Genomic DNA, 18,631 nt, shown 5'->3' on the forward strand with positions numbered 1-18,631 from the left:
TAATTTGTTAGCTGTTAGGTATAACAAATATAAGATTATTTTAAAATAAAAACTATTATTTTTTTATTATGAATGTGATTTTTCACTAAAAAATTCTTAAATATCTCCTATATTCGTAATACTTGCATTATTTATCAGTTAATAATTAAATATTACATTTTATAATGAATTGATTAATTACTTATTATGAGACATTATCACGCTTTTGTGAAGTTTCCGTTAAATGCTTCAACAGAATTTTTAACATTAAGTTTTTTCAGGATATTCTGGCGGTGCCTGCTTACGGTATTAAAACTGATTGAGAGAATATCTGCAATTTCTTTACTGGTTAATCCCTCTCCTACACAATTCAGTACTTCCAGTTCTCTCTGTGACAGGACACTTCTGTAATCAAATTTATCTTCCGCCACCACTTCTCCCTTTATCGTATTGATAATTAAAAATTCCGGTAGCATATTTTGTGAACGGTCTGCAATCCGGTCATACAGGCAAAGCGCAAATCTCAGCTTATGGGTATCGGGAGAATAAAAGTAAAACATCCGGTGCCGGACCCACTGATAAGTCCCGTTCTTATCCTGCAGCCTTATCCTTGACACCACGCAGAATGCAGAACGATCTTCCTGCCTGTTATCTTCCAGCAGCTTAAAAAACCTCAGCTCATGCACGTATTTTTTCATCCGGTCATCAGGGTGGATTTTCATCAGGATCTCTTCTTCCCAAATGGAATCAATCACTGTAGGGTTTTCAGGATAACTGAGACCCAGCCCGGATGCTGCCCCTGAAGAAAAAATATAACTTGTGTTCATCTGCATATCACTTAATACGGCTATGGAATTCTCCGTCCGCGTGTAAGCCGCAGCAATATTTTTATAAACTTCCACATCCATCCGGCATATCTTGTCCCGTGTCCGGTTTTTCAAAAGGGTTTTGTTGAGTGTTTCTACAATTGTCATAAAATGGTTATTTATCAGTATTGGACAGGACCTGTTTTTAATTATACATTTGCTAAAATAACAATAATTACACGCAGTGTATCCATCAGACCATAATAATGAAGAGAATATTTTTAAGTTTTTGTGCATTAGGCATCATCAGTAAAAGCATGGGACAGACTTTGGAAAAAATGACGTGGTTCAACGAACCTGAAAAATGGGAAATCAAAAACAACAGTTTAACCATGTTTGTTACGCCGCAGAGCGACTATTGGAGGATTTCGCATTACGGCTTTACGGTAGATGACGCTCCTTTCCTGTACACTACATACGGAGGGGAATTTGAAGCCAAGGTAAAAATCACGGGAAATTATAAAGTCCGTTTTGACCAGATGGGTCTGATGCTGAGAATAGACAAGGAAAATTATATAAAAGCCGGAGTTGAATTTGTGGATGGAAAATATAATCTGAGCACGGTAGTTACCCATAAGACCAGTGACTGGAGCGTGATTGCTTTGGACAAGACCCCTTCTGCAGTATGGATAAAAGCCGTAAGAAGGCTTGATGCGGTCGAAATTTTTTATTCTTTTGACGATAAAAACTACATCCTGATGCGCAATGCCCATTTACAGGATAATTCGCCCGTAATGGTAGGCCTCATGGCTGCCTGTCCGGACGGAAACGGGTTCCAGGCGGTATTCGAAAACTTCAAGGTAAAGCATCTGCCTGACGAACGTCGCCTGAAATGGCTGGAAAACAACAAATAATTCCATGAAATCATTAAACCGATAATCAGTTTGCCTCACCTGCCGTGGGGCTTTTTTATTTGAGCAGTCCCTGCCTGATTTACGATTTGGCAGAAACCTGGCGATACAAATCAATAAAAGAAGCAATAGATCTGATGATACCACAAAAGAACATCATTTATAATCTGCCATTTTTAAAATATATTACATTTTAATATCATTTTGATACATATATTTATTATTTTTAATAATATTAATTTTTTGGTTATATATTTGAATTAGAAAATTAACTGAAAACAGATTCATCAGTTTGAATCGTACACACCAATCACTAAAACAGAATATCATGTTAACGCACTTTATTTCTCCGAAGGACTGCCTGATCAAGGTGATGCACAAGTCCTTTTCTATTCCCGTCAATGGTCAGTAATTATTATCATATAGTTTTCTTAATTATTTCCGAATTTTAAATTTTTACCGATCATGATTTTTGAAGATGAACATTCTGTATTACAGGATAGCCACAACCTTTCGTTTGTAAAAAATATTATTAACTTCCAGGGAGACAAATCTTTTATATTGAATTCCCTACAGAAAATAAAGAACAATACACTCTGTAAGATAAAGAGGAAAACCATCAACAAGCTTATAAAAGATTATACCCGCCACCTGAATTATATTGAAAACGAAGATATCGGTTCAAAACCCGATAACTATGAGCTTTCCCCGGTGTACGCTCGCAGGTCCTACAACAAGGTGGTCCGGGAAAACGAATACCTGGAAAAGGTAATGGCCCTCTTAATGAATCAATAACAGCCTTCCTCCGGATGTCTGATCAGTACAGTCAGCAGATCCGGAGGATTATTTATCTTTAAAAAATTTAAGATGAATTGTCAGTCTGTTAAAAATATACATTCCGAATAATACATACCCTTCCCTTGCCTTGTCTTTTACTTTGCATGATAGCTTCTTATCAGCTCCATTTTATTGCCCGATTTACAAATTTAATTTTACACCAGCTTCACGCCGCTTTTACATATTAATTCACATCAATTTGATTAAAGCTCTTATGGCCCAATCTGTAATATGCCATGTAAGGGCTGTAAATTTAATTTTTACAACAACTTTGTAACAATAAGATAAGCAAATTATGTATTGATAATCAAAATATTAACTTAAATCACCCAATTGTAATTTAAATATTAAAAATATTATTCACTCCATAAGGCATGGTATTTGCAATTAAAATTTTACCATATTACCTAATATACAGTAATAACATTTAACACACAGAATATTATGAACGTTGCAGATCTAAAAATCAAGAATTTAGTAGAATACAAAAATCAGATCTATAATATTACTGAAATTTTTCAGGATAATGAGAGAGACTATTTTGTGAAGATTGAAAATGACATCCACAGTTTTTCTGTACCGGCGAGATCCATCAAACCGATCCAGATTACTGAAGAATGGCTTGAGAAGTTTGGTTTTTCAAGGGCATACAGCTCTGAACAGCGTATCAGATATGAAAGACCGGAACCTTTTATCAAGTATGATATTGATCTGAGTTCTAAAAAAATCGTTGACGGACTGAAGATCTATGGAAACTCAATCAGATGTAAATACATCCACGAGTTCCAGAATATATTTTCATGCCTGTTTGGCAAAGAACCATCCGCAATGAGCTACGGATTAGTAGGCACCGAATCTTAATAATATATTTTCAGTCAAAAACCCCGCATCTTCCAGGTTGCGGGGTTTTTCTTTTTTTTTAGACAAATAAATATGTCCGGTTCTGAACAGATTTTCCTGTTTCTTTAAAGAGTTTTCTTCCGTTACCTTCAGACCGACACATGATTAATACTGTTCAGAGGCTGTTTCAGGCTGGCTTTACAAAGGATGATCTGAATAAAAAATTTCCGCCATGAGTTGCGAAGATTATATTTCGGTTCCTGCTTACCGGAGATCCAGATAATCTTTAATAATTTTCAGCACTCCGAAATTATCATTGGTACATGCTTCAAAGCAGGCCGCTTCTTTTACAGACGGATGCGCGTTTTTCATTGCATAAGAATACCTGGAGTTTTTCAGCATTTCAATATCATTCATATAATCCCCGAAAGCCATTGTCTGCTGCGGGGAAATATCCAGCGCATCCTGCAGCTTTTCCAGTGCATTTCCTTTATTGATATCTTTATTCATAATATCAAGCCAGTGTTTGCCGGAGACTACAATTTCAAGGTTATATTTTTCAAACTCTTTCAGGACAGGGTATACATTTAATTCCGAACCTTCGGGATGATAGATGGCAATTTTAAAAATACGGTCATCAATATCCTGCGTCAGGTCTTCTATTTTTTCATTGATCGTATAAAACTGCGAGATATAGGTGATAAACTCCACGTTATCAGTGTCTACATACGCTTTTTTCTTCCCTGAGAGCACAGCATTGGCACCGGTAATCGTACGGATCTTTCTGATAATTTCGGCAATATAGGTAGGCTCAAGCCGGTCTGCAAAAAGTTCTTTGTTTTTGTAAACCACATAGCCGCCGTTTTCTGCAATGAATGCCATTTCATTTTCTATGTCTCCGAAATATTTGGTAATTCCTGTCATCTGCCTTCCGCTGGCCGGGACGAATAAGATATTCCTTTTTTTAAGTTCTTCATATACAATCGGAAAATCCGGACTTACCTGATGCTTAGAGTTCAGAAAAGTTCCGTCCATATCCGTTACAATCATCCTGATGTCATCCATAAAAATACTTTTCGGTGTTTTTTTTTCAGAACAAATATATTACATATAATTTTAATAATGTGGCATGCTGAATACCTGTTTTGTCCAACGCCGGGTCTCACTTTCATCCATTTGAGGTCAATTTGTTGATTATTTCTTCAATTTATTATTCATGATATAAGCATTGAAATATTTAAATATAAAAAATTAACATCACACTGTCAAATGGTTAAGCCATAAGTATTTTTTACCTGAGCCATGACAAATGTGCTGTGCGTACTGCCAATGGAAGGTACCGCCCCGAGTATATTAAATACAAAATTCTGATATTCTTTCATATCCTGTACATACACTTTAAGCAGAAAATCGAAATCCCCGGAAATACTGTAACATTCTGCAACTTCTTCGATCTTCAGTATTTCCCGTTCAAACTCTATTGCGAGGTAACTGTCATTGCTCTTAAGCTTCAGCTGGCAGTATACGGTAAGACCCAGGTTTAGCTTTTCGGCATCCAGAACGGCAGCATATTTTTTAATATATCCTTCCTGCTCCAGGCGCTTTACCCGCTCAAAAACCGGGGATGCAGAGAGGTTAACTTCTTTGGCAAGCTCTTTTACAGTAAGTTTTGCATCTTTTTGCAGAAGCCTCAGCAGCTGCATGTCTTTATCATCAAGGTGATCCATAGAATAATATTCTTAAGGTATATGTATTATGCTAAAGATACAGAATAAAATACTTCATATATGCTATTTACAAGTTTATTTTGCTTAATTTTTGTGGTACCATATCTTTTTTATCCTTAATAAGTATATTTGATCAACACAAAAGCAAAAAATGACGGTTTTTCAAAGCTGTTAGATAAAAATAAGGGAATATTTTATTTTGAGAATGCTCCTCACGGGGAGCACTCTCTTTTGGTAAATTTCTATCATGAATATTCTTCAGACATATAATTTCAGTAAAATTATTTTTAGGGAAAACAGCTCTGCAATACATGCAGAGCTGTTTATTTACGGCTGATATTCATCGCCTGTTAACTTTATTTCATAAATGATTTCATGCAGATTTTTATGCGTGTCTGCTTTACACTCTTAACGGGGCAGCTCCGGCATATCTGTTTTTTGAGGTTTGGATGACAAAGTCCGCAGGAATGCTTCCAACCGGTAGATTTCCTGGGGAGACAGCTCCAGCATCCGTACCATTCCCGATTTTTCCGAATGCAGCACCGTTCCTTCAAAGACGGTGGAACGCTTCTGCGAATGCTCAGGGTTGCCGTTGCTGTAGAACCGGATTACCTCTGATAAGTCTGCCATGGATCCGTTATGGAAATAAGGGCCTGTGCGCGACACTTCCCGCAGACCCGGAACCCGGAATTTGCCGGCGTCTTCAGTTTTTTTCGTTGTAAGGTACCTTCCGGGATCCTCCCCTTTTTCACCCAGCAGGGCCGTACCTATATTTTCAAACCTGCTATTGGAGAAATAACCTGAATTATGGCAGTTGATACACTGTGCTTTAGTACGGAAAAGATGCAGCCCCATCAGTTCGTCATCGGTATATGCTTCAGATTTTCCGTCGATAAATTCATCAAATTTACTGCGTGCGCTTTTCACCGTTCTTTCAAAAACGGCAATTGCTTTGGAAATCCTGTCTTTATTTACGGTTTTATCACCAAAGGCTTTTTCGAATAATATCTCATAGCCTTTTATTTTTGCAATTTTACCGGCTGCAATATCAATATGCTCCCCCATTTCTTTGATGTCTTCTATCGGCATTTGCGACTGCTCTTCCAGAGACCCGGCGCGTCCGTCCCAAAACAGTTCTCCCGCATACGCTGCATTCAGGATGCTCATGGCATTTCTGGTACCCAACTGACGGTCATGCCCGAAAGAGAACGTCCTGTTATCGCACCATGCCAGCTCCGGGTCATGGCAGGAAGCGCAGGCAATCTGATTGGATTTTGAAAGCCTCGGATCAAAGAAAAGGGTTTTCCCCAGCAATTCTTTTTCTGCTGAGTACGGATTGTCACCGGGAAACCGGATATCCGGCAAATGCCCGATTTCGGAAAAAGAGGGAATGGATTCCGGGTCCAGTACAGGCTTCGGCCACTTTGAAGCATCGCCGGAAGAATACAGCTGCCTCAGCCGGCTGATAAAATCTTTCTGCTGACGTATCTCTTTTTTTACCGAGTTGTTCAGGCAGCTGTTAAACAGCGAAACCATAAGGAATACAACGAAAATCCAGCTTAGAACATTCTTCATGGGCATTCTGAGTTTCAGCAAAAATATGATATTTTTTGATTTCCGCCCATTTTAAAGGCCTCGTAAGAATTATTATTGCAGAATTAATCTGACATGATGTAACAAAACCCGCGTGCCGGCTGTCTTATTGATAAACTTAATTGTAAATGAAAACTATTTTGGTCCCGATTGCTTTATTGGCAGGTGTTATAATTTCCGCACAGGAAAAGCAGGATACAATAAAATCCAAGGAAAAAAGCATAGAAGGCGTAACGGTTACGGTAAGAAAACCGACGGTAGAATCTAAAGTGGACAGAACGGTTTTTAATGTAGCCAACAGCTCCATCCTCGCAGGGAATACCACATGGGATGTAATGAGAATGACACCTCTGGTAAGTATTGATAACAATGATGCCATAAAAGCCGAAGGTGAATCTGTAACGGTATATATCAATGACAGGAAATCTGTATTTACCGGCAAGGAGCTTAAGGAATACCTGAAAACCATCCCGGCCGACAACCTGATGAAGATTGAGGTCATTACCAGTCCGTCCTCACGGTATGAAGCTGCCGGATCTGTTATCAATATCGTTTTAAAGAAACGTGATGATGAAGGAATTAAAGGGAGCGTCACTTTTAACAACAAGCAGAACACAAAAAACTCGCAGTATTCTAATCTTAATATCAATTATCATAAAAAAAGCTTTACCCAGACGCTGATAGGAGGCTACAGCGATAATACCAACGTACAGAGAAATTCAAATACCTATACTTTATATAAAGATAATTCTGTACAGCAGACCACTTCCAGAACCATCGGCAGGTACCGGAGCCCTTCGGTTTCTTCCACATCGGAATTTGAGCTGAACAATAAAAATACCGCCGGTGTTATCCTGGAATATTATCAGAGTAATTCAATAACAGCCTCCGAAGCTGCCGGAATTACGCATAAGAATGTTGAGTTTGACAATTCTTTCGATCAGAACCAGACTTCCAGCGGGCTTAACCGCAACCTGGGAGCCAATATCTTTTATAAATTCTACGATAAAGAGAAAAACAGGATTTTAGACGTTAATACAGGAGTCAATTATTACGGTGAGTCCGGAGATAATTATTTCATTAAAAATATCATCTCGACAAAACCTTCAGTAAGTAAAATCGGGATTCTTTCCGATACCGAAAACCGGAATTATTTCCTTAAAGTAGATTACACCCAGCCCTTGGGAAAATCCGGCGGCACTTTCGAGGTAGGAGGGAAAATGGACTTTAATAACAATGTAATCCCCAATACGCTGTACGGAAATAACCTGGAAGGCCTGAGTACCCATGACATTTTTCATTATGAGGATAATATCAATTCCCTGTACGCGAATTACAGCAGGAAATTTTTTGATAAGCTGGAAACAAGAATCGGGGTCCGCTATGAGCATATTGATTACAGGATCCGCCAGGAAGTTTCGGGAAGGTCAAGGAAAGATGCTTACGGAGCTTTCCTGCCCAATATATTGGTAAAATATTCTTTTTCTGACAAGTATGACCTGAGCCTGACGTATAACAGAAATCTCTGGAGACCCTGGTATGCAGAATTCAACCCGTTTATGACTCCCAATACCGACGGGATTTACAGCCGCGGGAATATAGACCTGGAACCTAACCCAAGCGACAGGCTGTATATGAAGCTCGGAATTCTGAAGAAATATTTTATTTCTGCACGTTATTCATTTACCGATCAGGATTACTGGACGGATTACCTTACAGAAGATGTGGGCAATTATAAAAATGCTACCATTATGCAGGAATCCAACTTCAGCGGGAAAGTGCATAAATACTACGTGTTTGCCAATACCAACCAGACTTTCTTCAAAAATAAATTTACCGTAAACCTAGGTTTGGGATGGTACTATATTGACAACAGCGACTTTAACCTTAAAAACAACCTTAAAAACAACAACTATATCAATTATTTAAGTGCTTCTGCCAATTTATCATATACCAACCTATTTAACAAAAACATCAACCTGAGTGCATGGCTGGAAGTATCTAATCAGAACAACGGAAATTCCACGACAAATAAACCGAATATTTTCCACAATATTTCGGCCACCAAGATATTTCCTAAAACACAGATGGAAGTCAGCCTGCAGCTGATGAATATTTTCCAGAGGCCGAATTATGATGCGACTACCTACAGCCAGGGCGGTTATGTAAGGAGTATTTCAAAATGGGACTGGTACGGGGCTTCCATTTCATTTGTGAAACGTTTCGGGAACCAGAAAGTAAAGGAGAATACAAAAACAGATGTTGAGAAAAATGGCGGTGGCGGGAAATAAGCTGTTTTTCCCCAAGTAGTTTTGTTAATTGGAACACATATTGGAACAATTTCGGTTTTTACTGCAAAACAGGCATTAATATTGTGAATTATTACATTTTGGCACGGATATTATATATAGTATTAGGTAAATACCCAATGATGAATGCCCACGCAAAAATAAAAGAACTCATCCGTAAATATTTAACCAGATGCATCAAACTGCAGTTCAATATGGATGTCGATTTAAATAACGAATATACGCTGACAGAAAATATCGTATCGAAAAAGACAATTATTGCCCGTACTTTTTCAGATAACATCCTGTCTAAACCGAGCCTTAAACTATTTCTGACTTCATTGATTACAGAAATCAACAATGAACGATGCAGCTTAGAGTTTATGACTGTTAAAATGAAATCTATGCCGAAATCGGCTTAATAATAAACAATAACAATACAGCAAATCCCCGATATCATCATATCGGGGATTTTATTTAAACATATTTTGCCACCTTCTCCTCCAGATCATCCAGATTGAAAGGCTTTGCCACATAGTCATCTGCCTGGGCCTCTCTGGCCAGCGCCACAATATCATTGTTGGCCGTTACATAGATCACCGGTATCGTTTTAAATTCTTCATGGCTTTTCAGAAGCCTGGTAGCTTCCACTCCGCCGATCCTGGGGATCCAGTTATCCATCAGGATAACATCCGGGCGGTACCGGGCCACTCTTTCCAGGATGTCATGGGAAGTCTCCGAAATTTCTACCTGAAAGCCGTTCTCTTCGAAAATAATCGTAATTACTTCAAGAATAGTTGCATCATCATCAAAAATCAGGATTTTCTTTTTGTTCATATTATTAATTAATTAGAATTTTAGTTTACTTTAATTTTATCTGTACTAAAGGCCGTTAATATAGTCGGCCAGGCTGCCGGGAGCAATAATCAGGTCATAATTCACTTCTTCCACAGCATGCCTTGGCATATAATCTACCTCAGCAGTTTCAGGATCCTGGATCCATACTGTGCCGTTATTTTTTTTGATATAGGACAAGCCCTTTACACCGTCTGCATTGGCACCGGAAAGCAATACGCCGATCAGCGTTTCACCGTACATTTCCGCTGCCGACCTGAAGGTTACATCAATGGAGGGACGGGAATAGTTCATCTTTTCAGAACTGTCCAGCGACATCATTTTCTTATCTTCAAAGAGCAGGTGGTAATCTGCCGGGGTAATGTATATTTTATTGGTTTCAATCTCCGTTTTATCGTCTATTTCCACAACCTCCAAAGGTGAAAGCTGCTGCAGCAATGCCTGCAGTATGTTATTTGAATGCGCTTTACGATGCAATACCAGCAAAACAGGAACAGCAATGCGGTCATTGAGTTTTTTAATCATTTCCAAAATGACCTGCAGGCTTCCGGCGGAACCTCCGATCACTACCAATTCTGCTTTCATACTTTCTCTTTTAGACGGTGATAATGATGCCATTAATTATGATCGAGCTTTTTCCAGATTCTCTGGTCATCCACCTGATGGTAATTTTTATCTAATTTAGAAAATCTCAAGGTTTCTTTTGCACCCAACGCCAAAAAACCTAGATTTTCCAGGCTGCTGTCAAATAACCGGAACACCCGTTCCTGCAATCCCCTGTCAAAATAAATCAGCACATTCCTGCAGATAATCAGTTGGAAGCTGTTGAAAGAGCTGTCCGAAACCAGATTATGGGTTGACAGGATAAGCTTTTGCTGCAGGCTTTTATCAAAGCGCACACTGTCATAGTTCGCAGTGTAATAATCTGAAAAATCTTTTGTCCCGCCTGACAGCATGTAATTTTCTGAATACAGCTTCATCTGCTGCAACGGGAAAATTCCGGCTCTTGCTTTTTCCAGGACAGATGGATTGAGGTCAGTTCCGTAAATCAGTGATTTGTGGTAAAGGTTCGCCTCTTTCAGCAAAATGGCTATGGAATAGGCCTCCTCTCCTGTAGAGCAGCCTGCCACCCAGATCCGGATCAGCGGATAGGTGCCCAGCTGCGGGAGTATTTTTTCCCTTAATGTTTTGAAAAAAGAAGGGTCCCTGAACATTTCCGTGACGTTCACCGTAATTTCCTCAATAAAACGCTTCAGATATTCCGGGTCGTTCAGCACGGTATACCGCAATTCTGCAAAGCTTGTAAAACGGTCCAGCAGACAGATGCGGTTGATCCTCCGTTTGAAAGACGCACGGCTGTATTCGGAAAAATCATATCCGTACCTATCGTATACCTCTTTGATAAGAGATTCCACTTCTTCGTCTTTTACTATATTCGGTTCCAGCATTTAGAACAGTTTTTCAATCGCATTCATGAGCTGATCCACATTTATCGGCTTGGATACATATTCCTGTGCACCGGCATCAATGCATTTCTGTCGGTCTTCAGGCATGGCCTGTGCGGTAACGGCAATTACCGGCACCCCGCTTATAGAAGGCGTGCTTCTAATAATTTTTATCGCTTCATAGCCATCCATTTCAGGCATCATCATGTCCATTAGCACAGCAGTGAACCCAGGGTCTTTTTTCAGGATATCAATTGCTTCCTGAGCCATGGTACAGCTTTCTGTCTGGTATCCCCTGGATTTCAGTGTCAGCTTCAGGGCAAATATATTACGCGGATCATCATCCACAATTAAAATCTTCTTATTCATCAGGATCTTTACTGTTTAACTTTCATATAACCAGACTCTGAGCAGGGACAGCAGCTGGTCTATATCCACCGGTTTGGAAATATAATCCGACGCACCTGCCGTAATGCATTTTTCACGCTCCCCGATCATGGATTTTGCGGTAATGGCAATAATCGGAAGCCTTGTGAACTTAGGCATTTTTCTCAGCTGGCGGATGGTTTCATAGCCATCCATTTCAGGCATCATCATATCCATCAGCACCACGTCCACATCAGGATGTTCCTTAATCTGCTCTAAGGCATGTTTGCCGTCCATGGCAACCACTACCTCTACTTTATATTTCTCCAGGGCTTTTGTAAGAGAAAAGATATTGCGGACATCATCATCCGTAATCAGTATTTTCTTACCGCTCAGGACTTCGGTGAGGGAGCCCAGTGTCTTGCTCCTTACCGTTTCCACAGAGCTGTTTTTCTCTTCCACCAGGTGCAGGAACAGCCCCACCTCATCCAGGATTCTCTGGTAAGAATGCGCTGTTTTTACAACGATAGAATCGGCATACTGCCTTATTTTCAGTTCTTCGGATGTAGAGAGGTTGTGTTCCGTAAAGATAATGATTGGCAGGTTTTCCAGTCCGTCATAGCTTTTAATGGATTCAATAATCTCGTATTCGTCGCCTTTGGAAGCCCCGATATCTAGAATAACGCAATCTACATGATCCTGGGTAAGTGCTCTTACGCTGTCTTCCACATTGTTCTGAACAGACAAAGAGATATTAAAGTTGCCCAGGAAATAAGACAGGGCGCTTGCATGCTTAGCGTTTTCTTCCACAATCAATACTTTCTGCGGCGATTTGCTGAGTGCTTCTTCAATGGTCCTGAAAACGTCCGTCATCTGGTCCAGCGCCATCGGCTTGTTGATAAAATCAATGGCCCCTTTCATCAGGCTTTCTTTCTTCACGTGGAGCACAGACATCATGTGTACCGGGATATGCTTGGTTTTGGGATTGGCCTTTAGCTGGTCCATCACCTGCCAGCCGTCTTTAACAGGGAGCTGAACATCCAGAAGTATGGCATGCGGACGGTATTTTTCAGCTGCGGATATGCCATGGTCTCCCCTTACCGCTACAATTCCTTTGTATTTCTGAAGGCGCGCATATTTCAGCAGTGCTTTGGCAAAATTGGTATCATCTTCAATAATTAAAATTACCTTATCGTCTTTGGCGATATGATCCCGGTCATCTTCCACATCTTCAGGAATTTCCAGCATGTTGATCCATTCATAGGATTCATTTTGCTTTCCTTCCAGAATGTTCTGTATTTCTTCTACATCTTCACGGATATTTTCCATCAGGTCTTTATCCGTTTCCGCAGACTGCTGTACTTCAGCCGCTTCTTTAACAGGTATGATCAGGCTGAATTCACTGCCTTCATCAACTTTGCTTTCAAGAATTAATTCACCGCCCAGCAGCCTTGCGATTTCGCGGCTTATGGAAAGCCCTAATCCTGTTCCGCCGAACCTTCGGCGGGTAGATCCGTCGGCCTGCTGGAAGGCTTCAAAAATAATCCGCTGCTTTTCCTCCGCGATCCCGATTCCGGTATCCCTTACCGAGAAAATAATGAAATCAGCTTTTTTCGGGTCTTTTTTAATATTGAGGTTGATACTTCCTTCTTCTGTAAATTTAATGGCATTTGATAATAAATTCCTCAATACCTGATCTACCCGGAGCCTGTCCGTTTCTATAGAATTCGCTACATCATTTTCAATCTCGATATTCAGCTGAAGCTTCTTTTCCTGAATCACCGGATTGAACAGGTTTTTCAGGTCCTTAACGATATCGCTGATCATCACATCCTGATATTCCAGGGTCATTTTCCCGGATTCTATCTTGGCAAGATCAAGAATCTCATCAATCAGCGTAAGGAGGCTGCTTCCGGAGCTCTGTATCACCTTAGCAGATTCTACCTGGTCTTCATTGAGGTTTTCTTCCGGGTTTTCTGCCATTAAACGGGACAGCAGAAGGATTGAATTAAGCGGCGTGCGCAGTTCATGGGACATGTTCGCCAAAAATTCCGACTTGTATTTTGTGCTGAGCGCCAGTTCTTCAACCTTTTTCTGAATCTCGTTGTTGCGTTCGGCAATCATGTGGTTTCTTTCTTCCAGCAGCCTTGAACGTTCTTCCAGTTCGGCATTGGCCTGCATCAGCTCTTCCTGCTGTACTTTCAGTTCTTCTTCGGAAGCCTGCAGTTTCTGTGTCTGGGCTTCCAGTTCCGTATTCAGGTTTTCAAGCTCGGCATGCTGCACCTGAAGTTCTTCAGACTGTGCCTGGGTTTCCTCCATCAGCTGCTGCTCTTTTTCACGGCCTTTTGCCGCACCTAGTGCCACCCCGATATTGCGGCTGCATTCCTGGAAATACTCAAGCCTGCAGGTATCGAACGCCTGCGTGGTTCCCAGTTCCAGTACACCAATGCAGATCTGGTCCGCAAAAACCGGAATCAGTACAATACCGTTTAATTTAATTCTGCTGCTTGCAAAACTAACGGCAAAGTCGTCTTCATCAAGATCACTGTACACCTGTGATTTTTCGTTCAGAAATACCTGGCCTACCATGCCCTCGCCCGGTTCGAAATACTTTTTCATATTTCCTTCCAGCCCGAAAGAGGCCGTAAGCTTCAGCGCTCCTTCATCAAAAAGGTACAGTGCACCGTTGATGCATTTTCCGTAAGTAATAAGCTGGTTCAGGGATTCTATGGAAATTTCTTTTACCGACTTGTTTCCTACAAGGGATTCGTTCAGCAGGGCAAGTCCCTTCTGGCGCCAGTCGCTTTTATTGATGGTATCGAAAGAGTTTTTCAATGATTCCGTCATGTGGTTGAGCGAGCCCACCAGATCCCCCAGGTCATCCTGGGAATGATCTACGGCTTTCTGGCTGTAATCTCCGTTGGCCACCCTGTTGGCAATTTCACGGATGGCGCTCACACGCCTGCTTATTTCAAGATCTTTTGCCTGCAATGCTTTTTCAAGCTTCTCTCTGCGGATGAGGTCAGACCTCAGCCTGATATAGAAAAAGGCGGTCACCACAATCGCTGCAATGGAAGAGAAAATGATAAATAGCACCGTTGTGGTGGAAGATCGGTTAAGATCTTCGTTTTTTATGGCAAGCCGGGATTCTTCGTACTGGACAAAATCTTTGACGATCTGCCGGCACCGGTCCATATATACTTTGCTGGACATCACCTGGCTCTGGGTCATTACTATACCCTTTTTCCTGTTTTCCACAAAATATTTCAGGTTGGAAATATTGGTGTTCACATTCCGTTCCAGTTCATTCAGGCGGTCCATCTGGTTTTTATCAGCAAGGTCAAATGTTTTTGCCCGTTCTATGGCTTTCGGAAATTCGGACAGGCTGAGGTAATACGGCTCCAGGAAGATTTCTTTTCCTGTAAACTGGTAGCCCCTGCTCCCGGTCTCCGCATCCAGGAGCGCAATTAACACGTCTTTGACGGCGGTAATGGCTTTCCGGCTGTTGGAAAGGCTTTCCCGGTGCTGCATCTGTTTCTGTATGCTCCAGTAGGATGCAATTGAACTGGCAATAAGGATGACTAATGATAACCCGACTCCGAACTGCAGGTTCCGTATGATTTTTTTCGGCATGAAATTAATTTAAGGGTAATGTAAAATAAAATGTAGATCCTTCATCCACTTTGCTGGAAACACCGATATTTCCGTGGTGCTGCTTGATGATTTCAGAACAGATGAACAAGCCTATGCCCATCCCCTGGAACTGCAGCGAAGATTCTTCCACACGGTAGAATTTACGGAATACCGCCTCCTGCTTGAAATCCGGGATCCCTATTCCGAAGTCTGTGATATTGACCCGTACTTCCTGTTCTTCTTCATCCACGAAAGTGGTTACGATAATCTGATTGTTCTTGGGAGAATATTTGATGGCGTTGGTGAGGAAATTGATCAGCACCTGTTCGATGCGTATGGCATCAAGCGGAATTAAAATATCCGGGCGTATGCCGTCCCGCCTGATTTTTATCCCCAGTTCATCATGGGTCTGGAGAATGGTATCAATGGCATTGCTGATGACGCCTTCCAGATTGGTGGGCTTTTTATTGATCTTCAGTTTTCCGTTTTCTATTTTGGAAACGTCCAGCAGATCTGTAATCAGCGTATTCAGCTTTTCGATCTGATCCTGGGCCTTGGTTACAAATCCTGCTTCCACGCTTTCCTTATCCAGCTTCAACCTTCTTTCAAGCAGCTGGACATATGCTTTGATGCTTGTCAAAGGCGTCTTCAGCTCATGGCTTGCAATGCTCAGGAATTCGTCTTTTTCTTTTTCTACCTTTTTCTGGTCATCAATATCGGTAAAGGTACCTACCCAGTTTTTAACGGCATTCCCTTCATAAACCGGCGTAACGCGCAGCAAATGGTAACGGTAACTGCCGGATTCTATATTCTGTATTCTTACTTCGAGTTCCAGTGCCCTGCCTTTCTTTCTGCAGCGCTTAAATTCTTCTTCAATACTGAAATCATCAGGATGGGTCTGCGGAAAATAAAGGTCAGATGCAGCATACTCATACCATTTACCGTTCACAAAATCAACAATTCCGTCTCCGTTTACTGTAAAGGCAATCTGTGGCAAAGATTCCAGCATCAGGTGGAAATGATCGATCTGCGACTTCATGGTCACCTGAGATTCCCTCCTTCCTTTTACTTCAAGTTCCAGACTCTGCTGTGTTTTCCTCATCGCCACATTCTGTTCCTGAAGGTTATAAAAAGTTTTCACCTTCAATAAAAGAATTTCCGGATCTACAGGTTTGGTGACATAGTCTTTACCGCCTGAAGCATATCCCTTTGTAATAAATCTTTTATCGGTATTTACAGCTGATAAAAATATGATCGGCACTTCTTTTGTTTTACTATATCCTGCAAGGGTTTCTGCAACTTCAAAACCATCCATGTCAGGCATCTGGACATCTAAAATTATCAAAGCATAATCACTTTTCAATGCTTTTCCCAAAGCTTCCTCTCCGGAGTTAGCCGTATCTACCAAAAAATCTTTCGATTCCAGCAATTTTTTCAGTGAATAAAGGTTACTCTGGTTATCATCAACAATTAAGATCATAGAAACGTAAAATCAATATTTAACTATATTTACTTCAGTATCAAAAATACTCACAATATTCCGAAAAAACGCTATTTTTTGCTTAATATAGGCCGCCTACCACATTTTTATACTAAATCTGTTTATTGTGAAAAAAATAATTCAAATTAGTTAAAAGGTATTTATTGCAGACTGTCAGTAAATTAAAGACAAATAAATTAAAATACTGTAATATTTAAGCAATAATTATCCCGACCTGTTCATCGCGGCACGCTGTTTGAATACTAATAAACAACACTTTTTCACTTAAATATATACTTTCAAATTATAAACCCCTGAGAAAATCAGGGGTTTATTTTTTAAACATAGTTTTTAATAAATGAATAAGGAAATATGCCCTTTTCATCAGAATATAAAATTCAATATGGCTTTATATATTATATAGTATTTAATTTAAAAGTACGGTCTGTAAAATCAGAGGTGCGGTTATCCGTTAAATATGTGTTTTAAAGCTTTCCGCATATATGGAAAACCTTTTTACAGTTTCTAAATTATTGTGCCTTATATCTCCGATATCTTATAGTTCACGCTAATACAAATACTCAACAGGGAGCCCCTGCAGCAATCTTCAATATTCATATTCATATTTATCCAGCTAATATCATACTTTTTCACGGCTTTCTGTTAGCAGCTTCATGAATAACAATTTCCGGAAGATACATCACTCCGGTATTAACGGCCTTAACAAAAACTTTTAAGACCGGGCTGCCACTTATTCATTATCCGTCTGAACTTTTAAAGGATTTCCTTTTGCCTGTAAGGTATGCGATTCTTCCTGGAGGGTACGGACGGTATCAGAAGCTCTGTCATTAACGGTTTCCTTTTTATTGTCCTGGTCTTTGTACTGGGTCTCGGATTTTGTGCACTCTGTTAGGGTAATCAGGATCAGCACTGCAGTCATCATAACGGTTTTTTTCATATTGATTTATCGATTTGGATTCATCAAACTTAATGAGCAATAATGCCGTATTTTATGAGTTGAATCACAAATGAACCGGAATTATTTTCTTATTTTCAGAAAAAAGACTTAAATTACTGCTTTAATATTTTATGATTCGAGTCATACGCCCAAAAGGTTATTTTTTTAAATCTAACAGGCAGCGACAATGGATCATAATTTGTATCTAAGAAACATTAGTCCCTTAAATTATCTATGTTAATATCAGAAAAACTTTTACTGTCGTACGGAGCGGAAATAGAAGACCTTGATCCCTCTTATGTTATATTTACGGAAGGCAGCAAACCTAAATACTATTACCAGATCATGGAGGGCCGGATAAAACTTAACCACTATGATGATGAAGGGAAAGAACTGATCCTTGCCATTCTGAGTAAAGGTTTAAGTGTATGTGAGCTTCTTTTGTTTATCGATCAGCAATATCCTGTGAATGCCGTTGCTTTTGAGCAGACCCGGGTGATCCGCCTGCCGAAAAACAGGTTTGTGCAATTGCTTGATGACCATCCTCAGATATCAAGGGATATTAATAAATTCCTTTCTGAGCGCCTGTACCATAAGTATATCATGCTGGAAAACAATGCCTCCCTGCGGCCTGAAGTAAGGATAAAAGGCGTACTGGGCTATCAGAAAAGCTTCAGCAGTGACCAGAGCCGGTTCTCTTTCGAGGTTCCTTTAACAAGGCAGCAGATTGCTTCCATAACTGCTTTAAGGGTAGAAACCGTGATCAGAACCATTAAAAAACTGGAGAAAGAAAATTTTCTTAAAATCATCAACAGGAAAATTCATATATAAATACAAAACAGGGATATTGCTTTCTAAATCTGATAAGTAAGAAAGCTATAGAAATAAACAATACCTCAATTTTGATTAAATA

At 40.2% G+C, this 18,631-nt stretch carries 17 protein-coding genes; 6 read left to right on the top strand and 11 right to left on the bottom strand.

Annotation, left to right across the window (positions count from 1 at the left end):
• Positions 1–197 precede the first annotated feature (197 nt).
• A complete protein-coding gene (locus tag SD427_RS10915) occupies positions 198–953 on the bottom strand; it encodes a helix-turn-helix transcriptional regulator (protein ID WP_320557827.1) in 756 nt (251 codons plus the stop codon).
• Between the two features lie 98 nt (positions 954–1,051).
• Here SD427_RS10915 and SD427_RS10920 point away from each other — a divergent pair, with 98 nt between their 5' ends.
• From SD427_RS10920 to SD427_RS10930, 3 genes are all read left to right on the top strand, one after another.
• Positions 1,052–1,699, top strand: a complete 648-nt coding sequence (locus SD427_RS10920) for a DUF1349 domain-containing protein (RefSeq protein WP_320557828.1) — start codon at positions 1,052–1,054, stop codon at positions 1,697–1,699.
• A 462-nt stretch (positions 1,700–2,161) separates the two neighbouring features.
• Positions 2,162–2,491 carry a hypothetical protein gene (locus tag SD427_RS10925; RefSeq protein ID WP_320557829.1) on the top strand — a complete coding sequence of 110 codons (330 nt, stop codon included), beginning with the start codon at positions 2,162–2,164 and terminating at the stop codon, positions 2,489–2,491.
• A 486-nt stretch (positions 2,492–2,977) separates the two neighbouring features.
• Positions 2,978–3,394, top strand: coding sequence for a hypothetical protein (locus SD427_RS10930; RefSeq protein WP_320557830.1), 417 nt, complete (start codon positions 2,978–2,980; stop codon positions 3,392–3,394).
• Positions 3,395–3,637: 243 nt separating this feature from the next.
• Here SD427_RS10930 and SD427_RS10935 read toward each other — a convergent pair whose 3' ends face one another.
• From SD427_RS10935 to SD427_RS10945, 3 genes are all read right to left on the bottom strand, one after another.
• Positions 3,638–4,438, bottom strand: a complete 801-nt coding sequence (locus tag SD427_RS10935; protein ID WP_320557831.1) for a Cof-type HAD-IIB family hydrolase — start codon at positions 4,436–4,438, stop codon at positions 3,638–3,640.
• Between the two features lie 200 nt (positions 4,439–4,638).
• The gene (locus tag SD427_RS10940) at positions 4,639–5,100 is read right to left on the bottom strand and encodes an Lrp/AsnC family transcriptional regulator (RefSeq protein WP_056220431.1); all 462 of its coding nucleotides are present in this window, start codon (positions 5,098–5,100) and stop codon (positions 4,639–4,641) included.
• A 408-nt stretch (positions 5,101–5,508) separates the two neighbouring features.
• A complete protein-coding gene (locus tag SD427_RS10945; RefSeq protein ID WP_320557832.1) occupies positions 5,509–6,675 on the bottom strand; it encodes a cytochrome-c peroxidase in 1,167 nt (388 codons plus the stop codon).
• A gap of 146 nt (positions 6,676–6,821) precedes the next feature.
• Between SD427_RS10945 and SD427_RS10950 the strand changes: the two genes are divergently transcribed.
• Together SD427_RS10950 and SD427_RS10955 are read left to right on the top strand one after the other, a co-directional pair.
• Positions 6,822–8,984 carry an outer membrane beta-barrel protein gene (locus SD427_RS10950; RefSeq protein ID WP_320557833.1) on the top strand — a complete coding sequence of 721 codons (2,163 nt, stop codon included), beginning with the start codon at positions 6,822–6,824 and terminating at the stop codon, positions 8,982–8,984.
• 137 nt (positions 8,985–9,121) lie between these two features.
• Complete coding sequence (locus SD427_RS10955; RefSeq protein ID WP_320557834.1) at positions 9,122–9,403, top strand: hypothetical protein; 282 nt, start codon at positions 9,122–9,124, stop codon at positions 9,401–9,403.
• Between the two features lie 55 nt (positions 9,404–9,458).
• Here SD427_RS10955 and SD427_RS10960 read toward each other — a convergent pair whose 3' ends face one another.
• The 7 genes from SD427_RS10960 to SD427_RS10990 all read right to left on the bottom strand — a co-directional run bounded on the left by SD427_RS10960 (position 9,459) and on the right by SD427_RS10990 (position 17,718).
• Positions 9,459–9,818: a response regulator gene (locus SD427_RS10960; RefSeq protein ID WP_320557835.1), complete on the bottom strand. Its 360-nt coding sequence runs from the start codon at positions 9,816–9,818 to the stop codon at positions 9,459–9,461.
• Positions 9,819–9,863: 45 nt separating this feature from the next.
• Positions 9,864–10,421, bottom strand: coding sequence for a chemotaxis protein CheB (locus SD427_RS10965; RefSeq protein WP_320557836.1), 558 nt, complete (start codon positions 10,419–10,421; stop codon positions 9,864–9,866).
• 32 nt (positions 10,422–10,453) lie between these two features.
• Complete coding sequence (locus SD427_RS10970; RefSeq protein WP_320557837.1) at positions 10,454–11,284, bottom strand: protein-glutamate O-methyltransferase CheR; 831 nt, start codon at positions 11,282–11,284, stop codon at positions 10,454–10,456.
• Positions 11,285–11,650 (bottom strand): response regulator, encoded by a 366-nt coding sequence (locus SD427_RS10975; protein ID WP_320557838.1) that lies wholly within the window; start codon positions 11,648–11,650, stop codon positions 11,285–11,287.
• Positions 11,651–11,665: 15 nt separating this feature from the next.
• On the bottom strand, positions 11,666–15,280 hold the full coding sequence (locus tag SD427_RS10980) for a response regulator (protein ID WP_320557839.1): 3,615 nt from the start codon (positions 15,278–15,280) through the stop codon (positions 11,666–11,668).
• 4 nt (positions 15,281–15,284) lie between these two features.
• Entirely contained in the window at positions 15,285–16,760 is a 1,476-nt protein-coding gene (locus SD427_RS10985) for an ATP-binding protein (protein ID WP_320557840.1), read from the bottom strand.
• A 751-nt stretch (positions 16,761–17,511) separates the two neighbouring features.
• Positions 17,512–17,718, bottom strand: a complete 207-nt coding sequence (locus SD427_RS10990) for a hypothetical protein (RefSeq protein WP_320557841.1) — start codon at positions 17,716–17,718, stop codon at positions 17,512–17,514.
• A gap of 234 nt (positions 17,719–17,952) precedes the next feature.
• Between SD427_RS10990 and SD427_RS10995 the strand changes: the two genes are divergently transcribed.
• Positions 17,953–18,549: a Crp/Fnr family transcriptional regulator gene (locus SD427_RS10995; RefSeq protein ID WP_320557842.1), complete on the top strand. Its 597-nt coding sequence runs from the start codon at positions 17,953–17,955 to the stop codon at positions 18,547–18,549.
• The last annotated feature ends 82 nt before the right edge of the window (positions 18,550–18,631 follow it).

Origin of the sequence: Chryseobacterium sp. JJR-5R (assembly GCF_034047335.1) — a bacterium.
Lineage (GTDB): Bacteria > Bacteroidota > Bacteroidia > Flavobacteriales > Weeksellaceae > Chryseobacterium.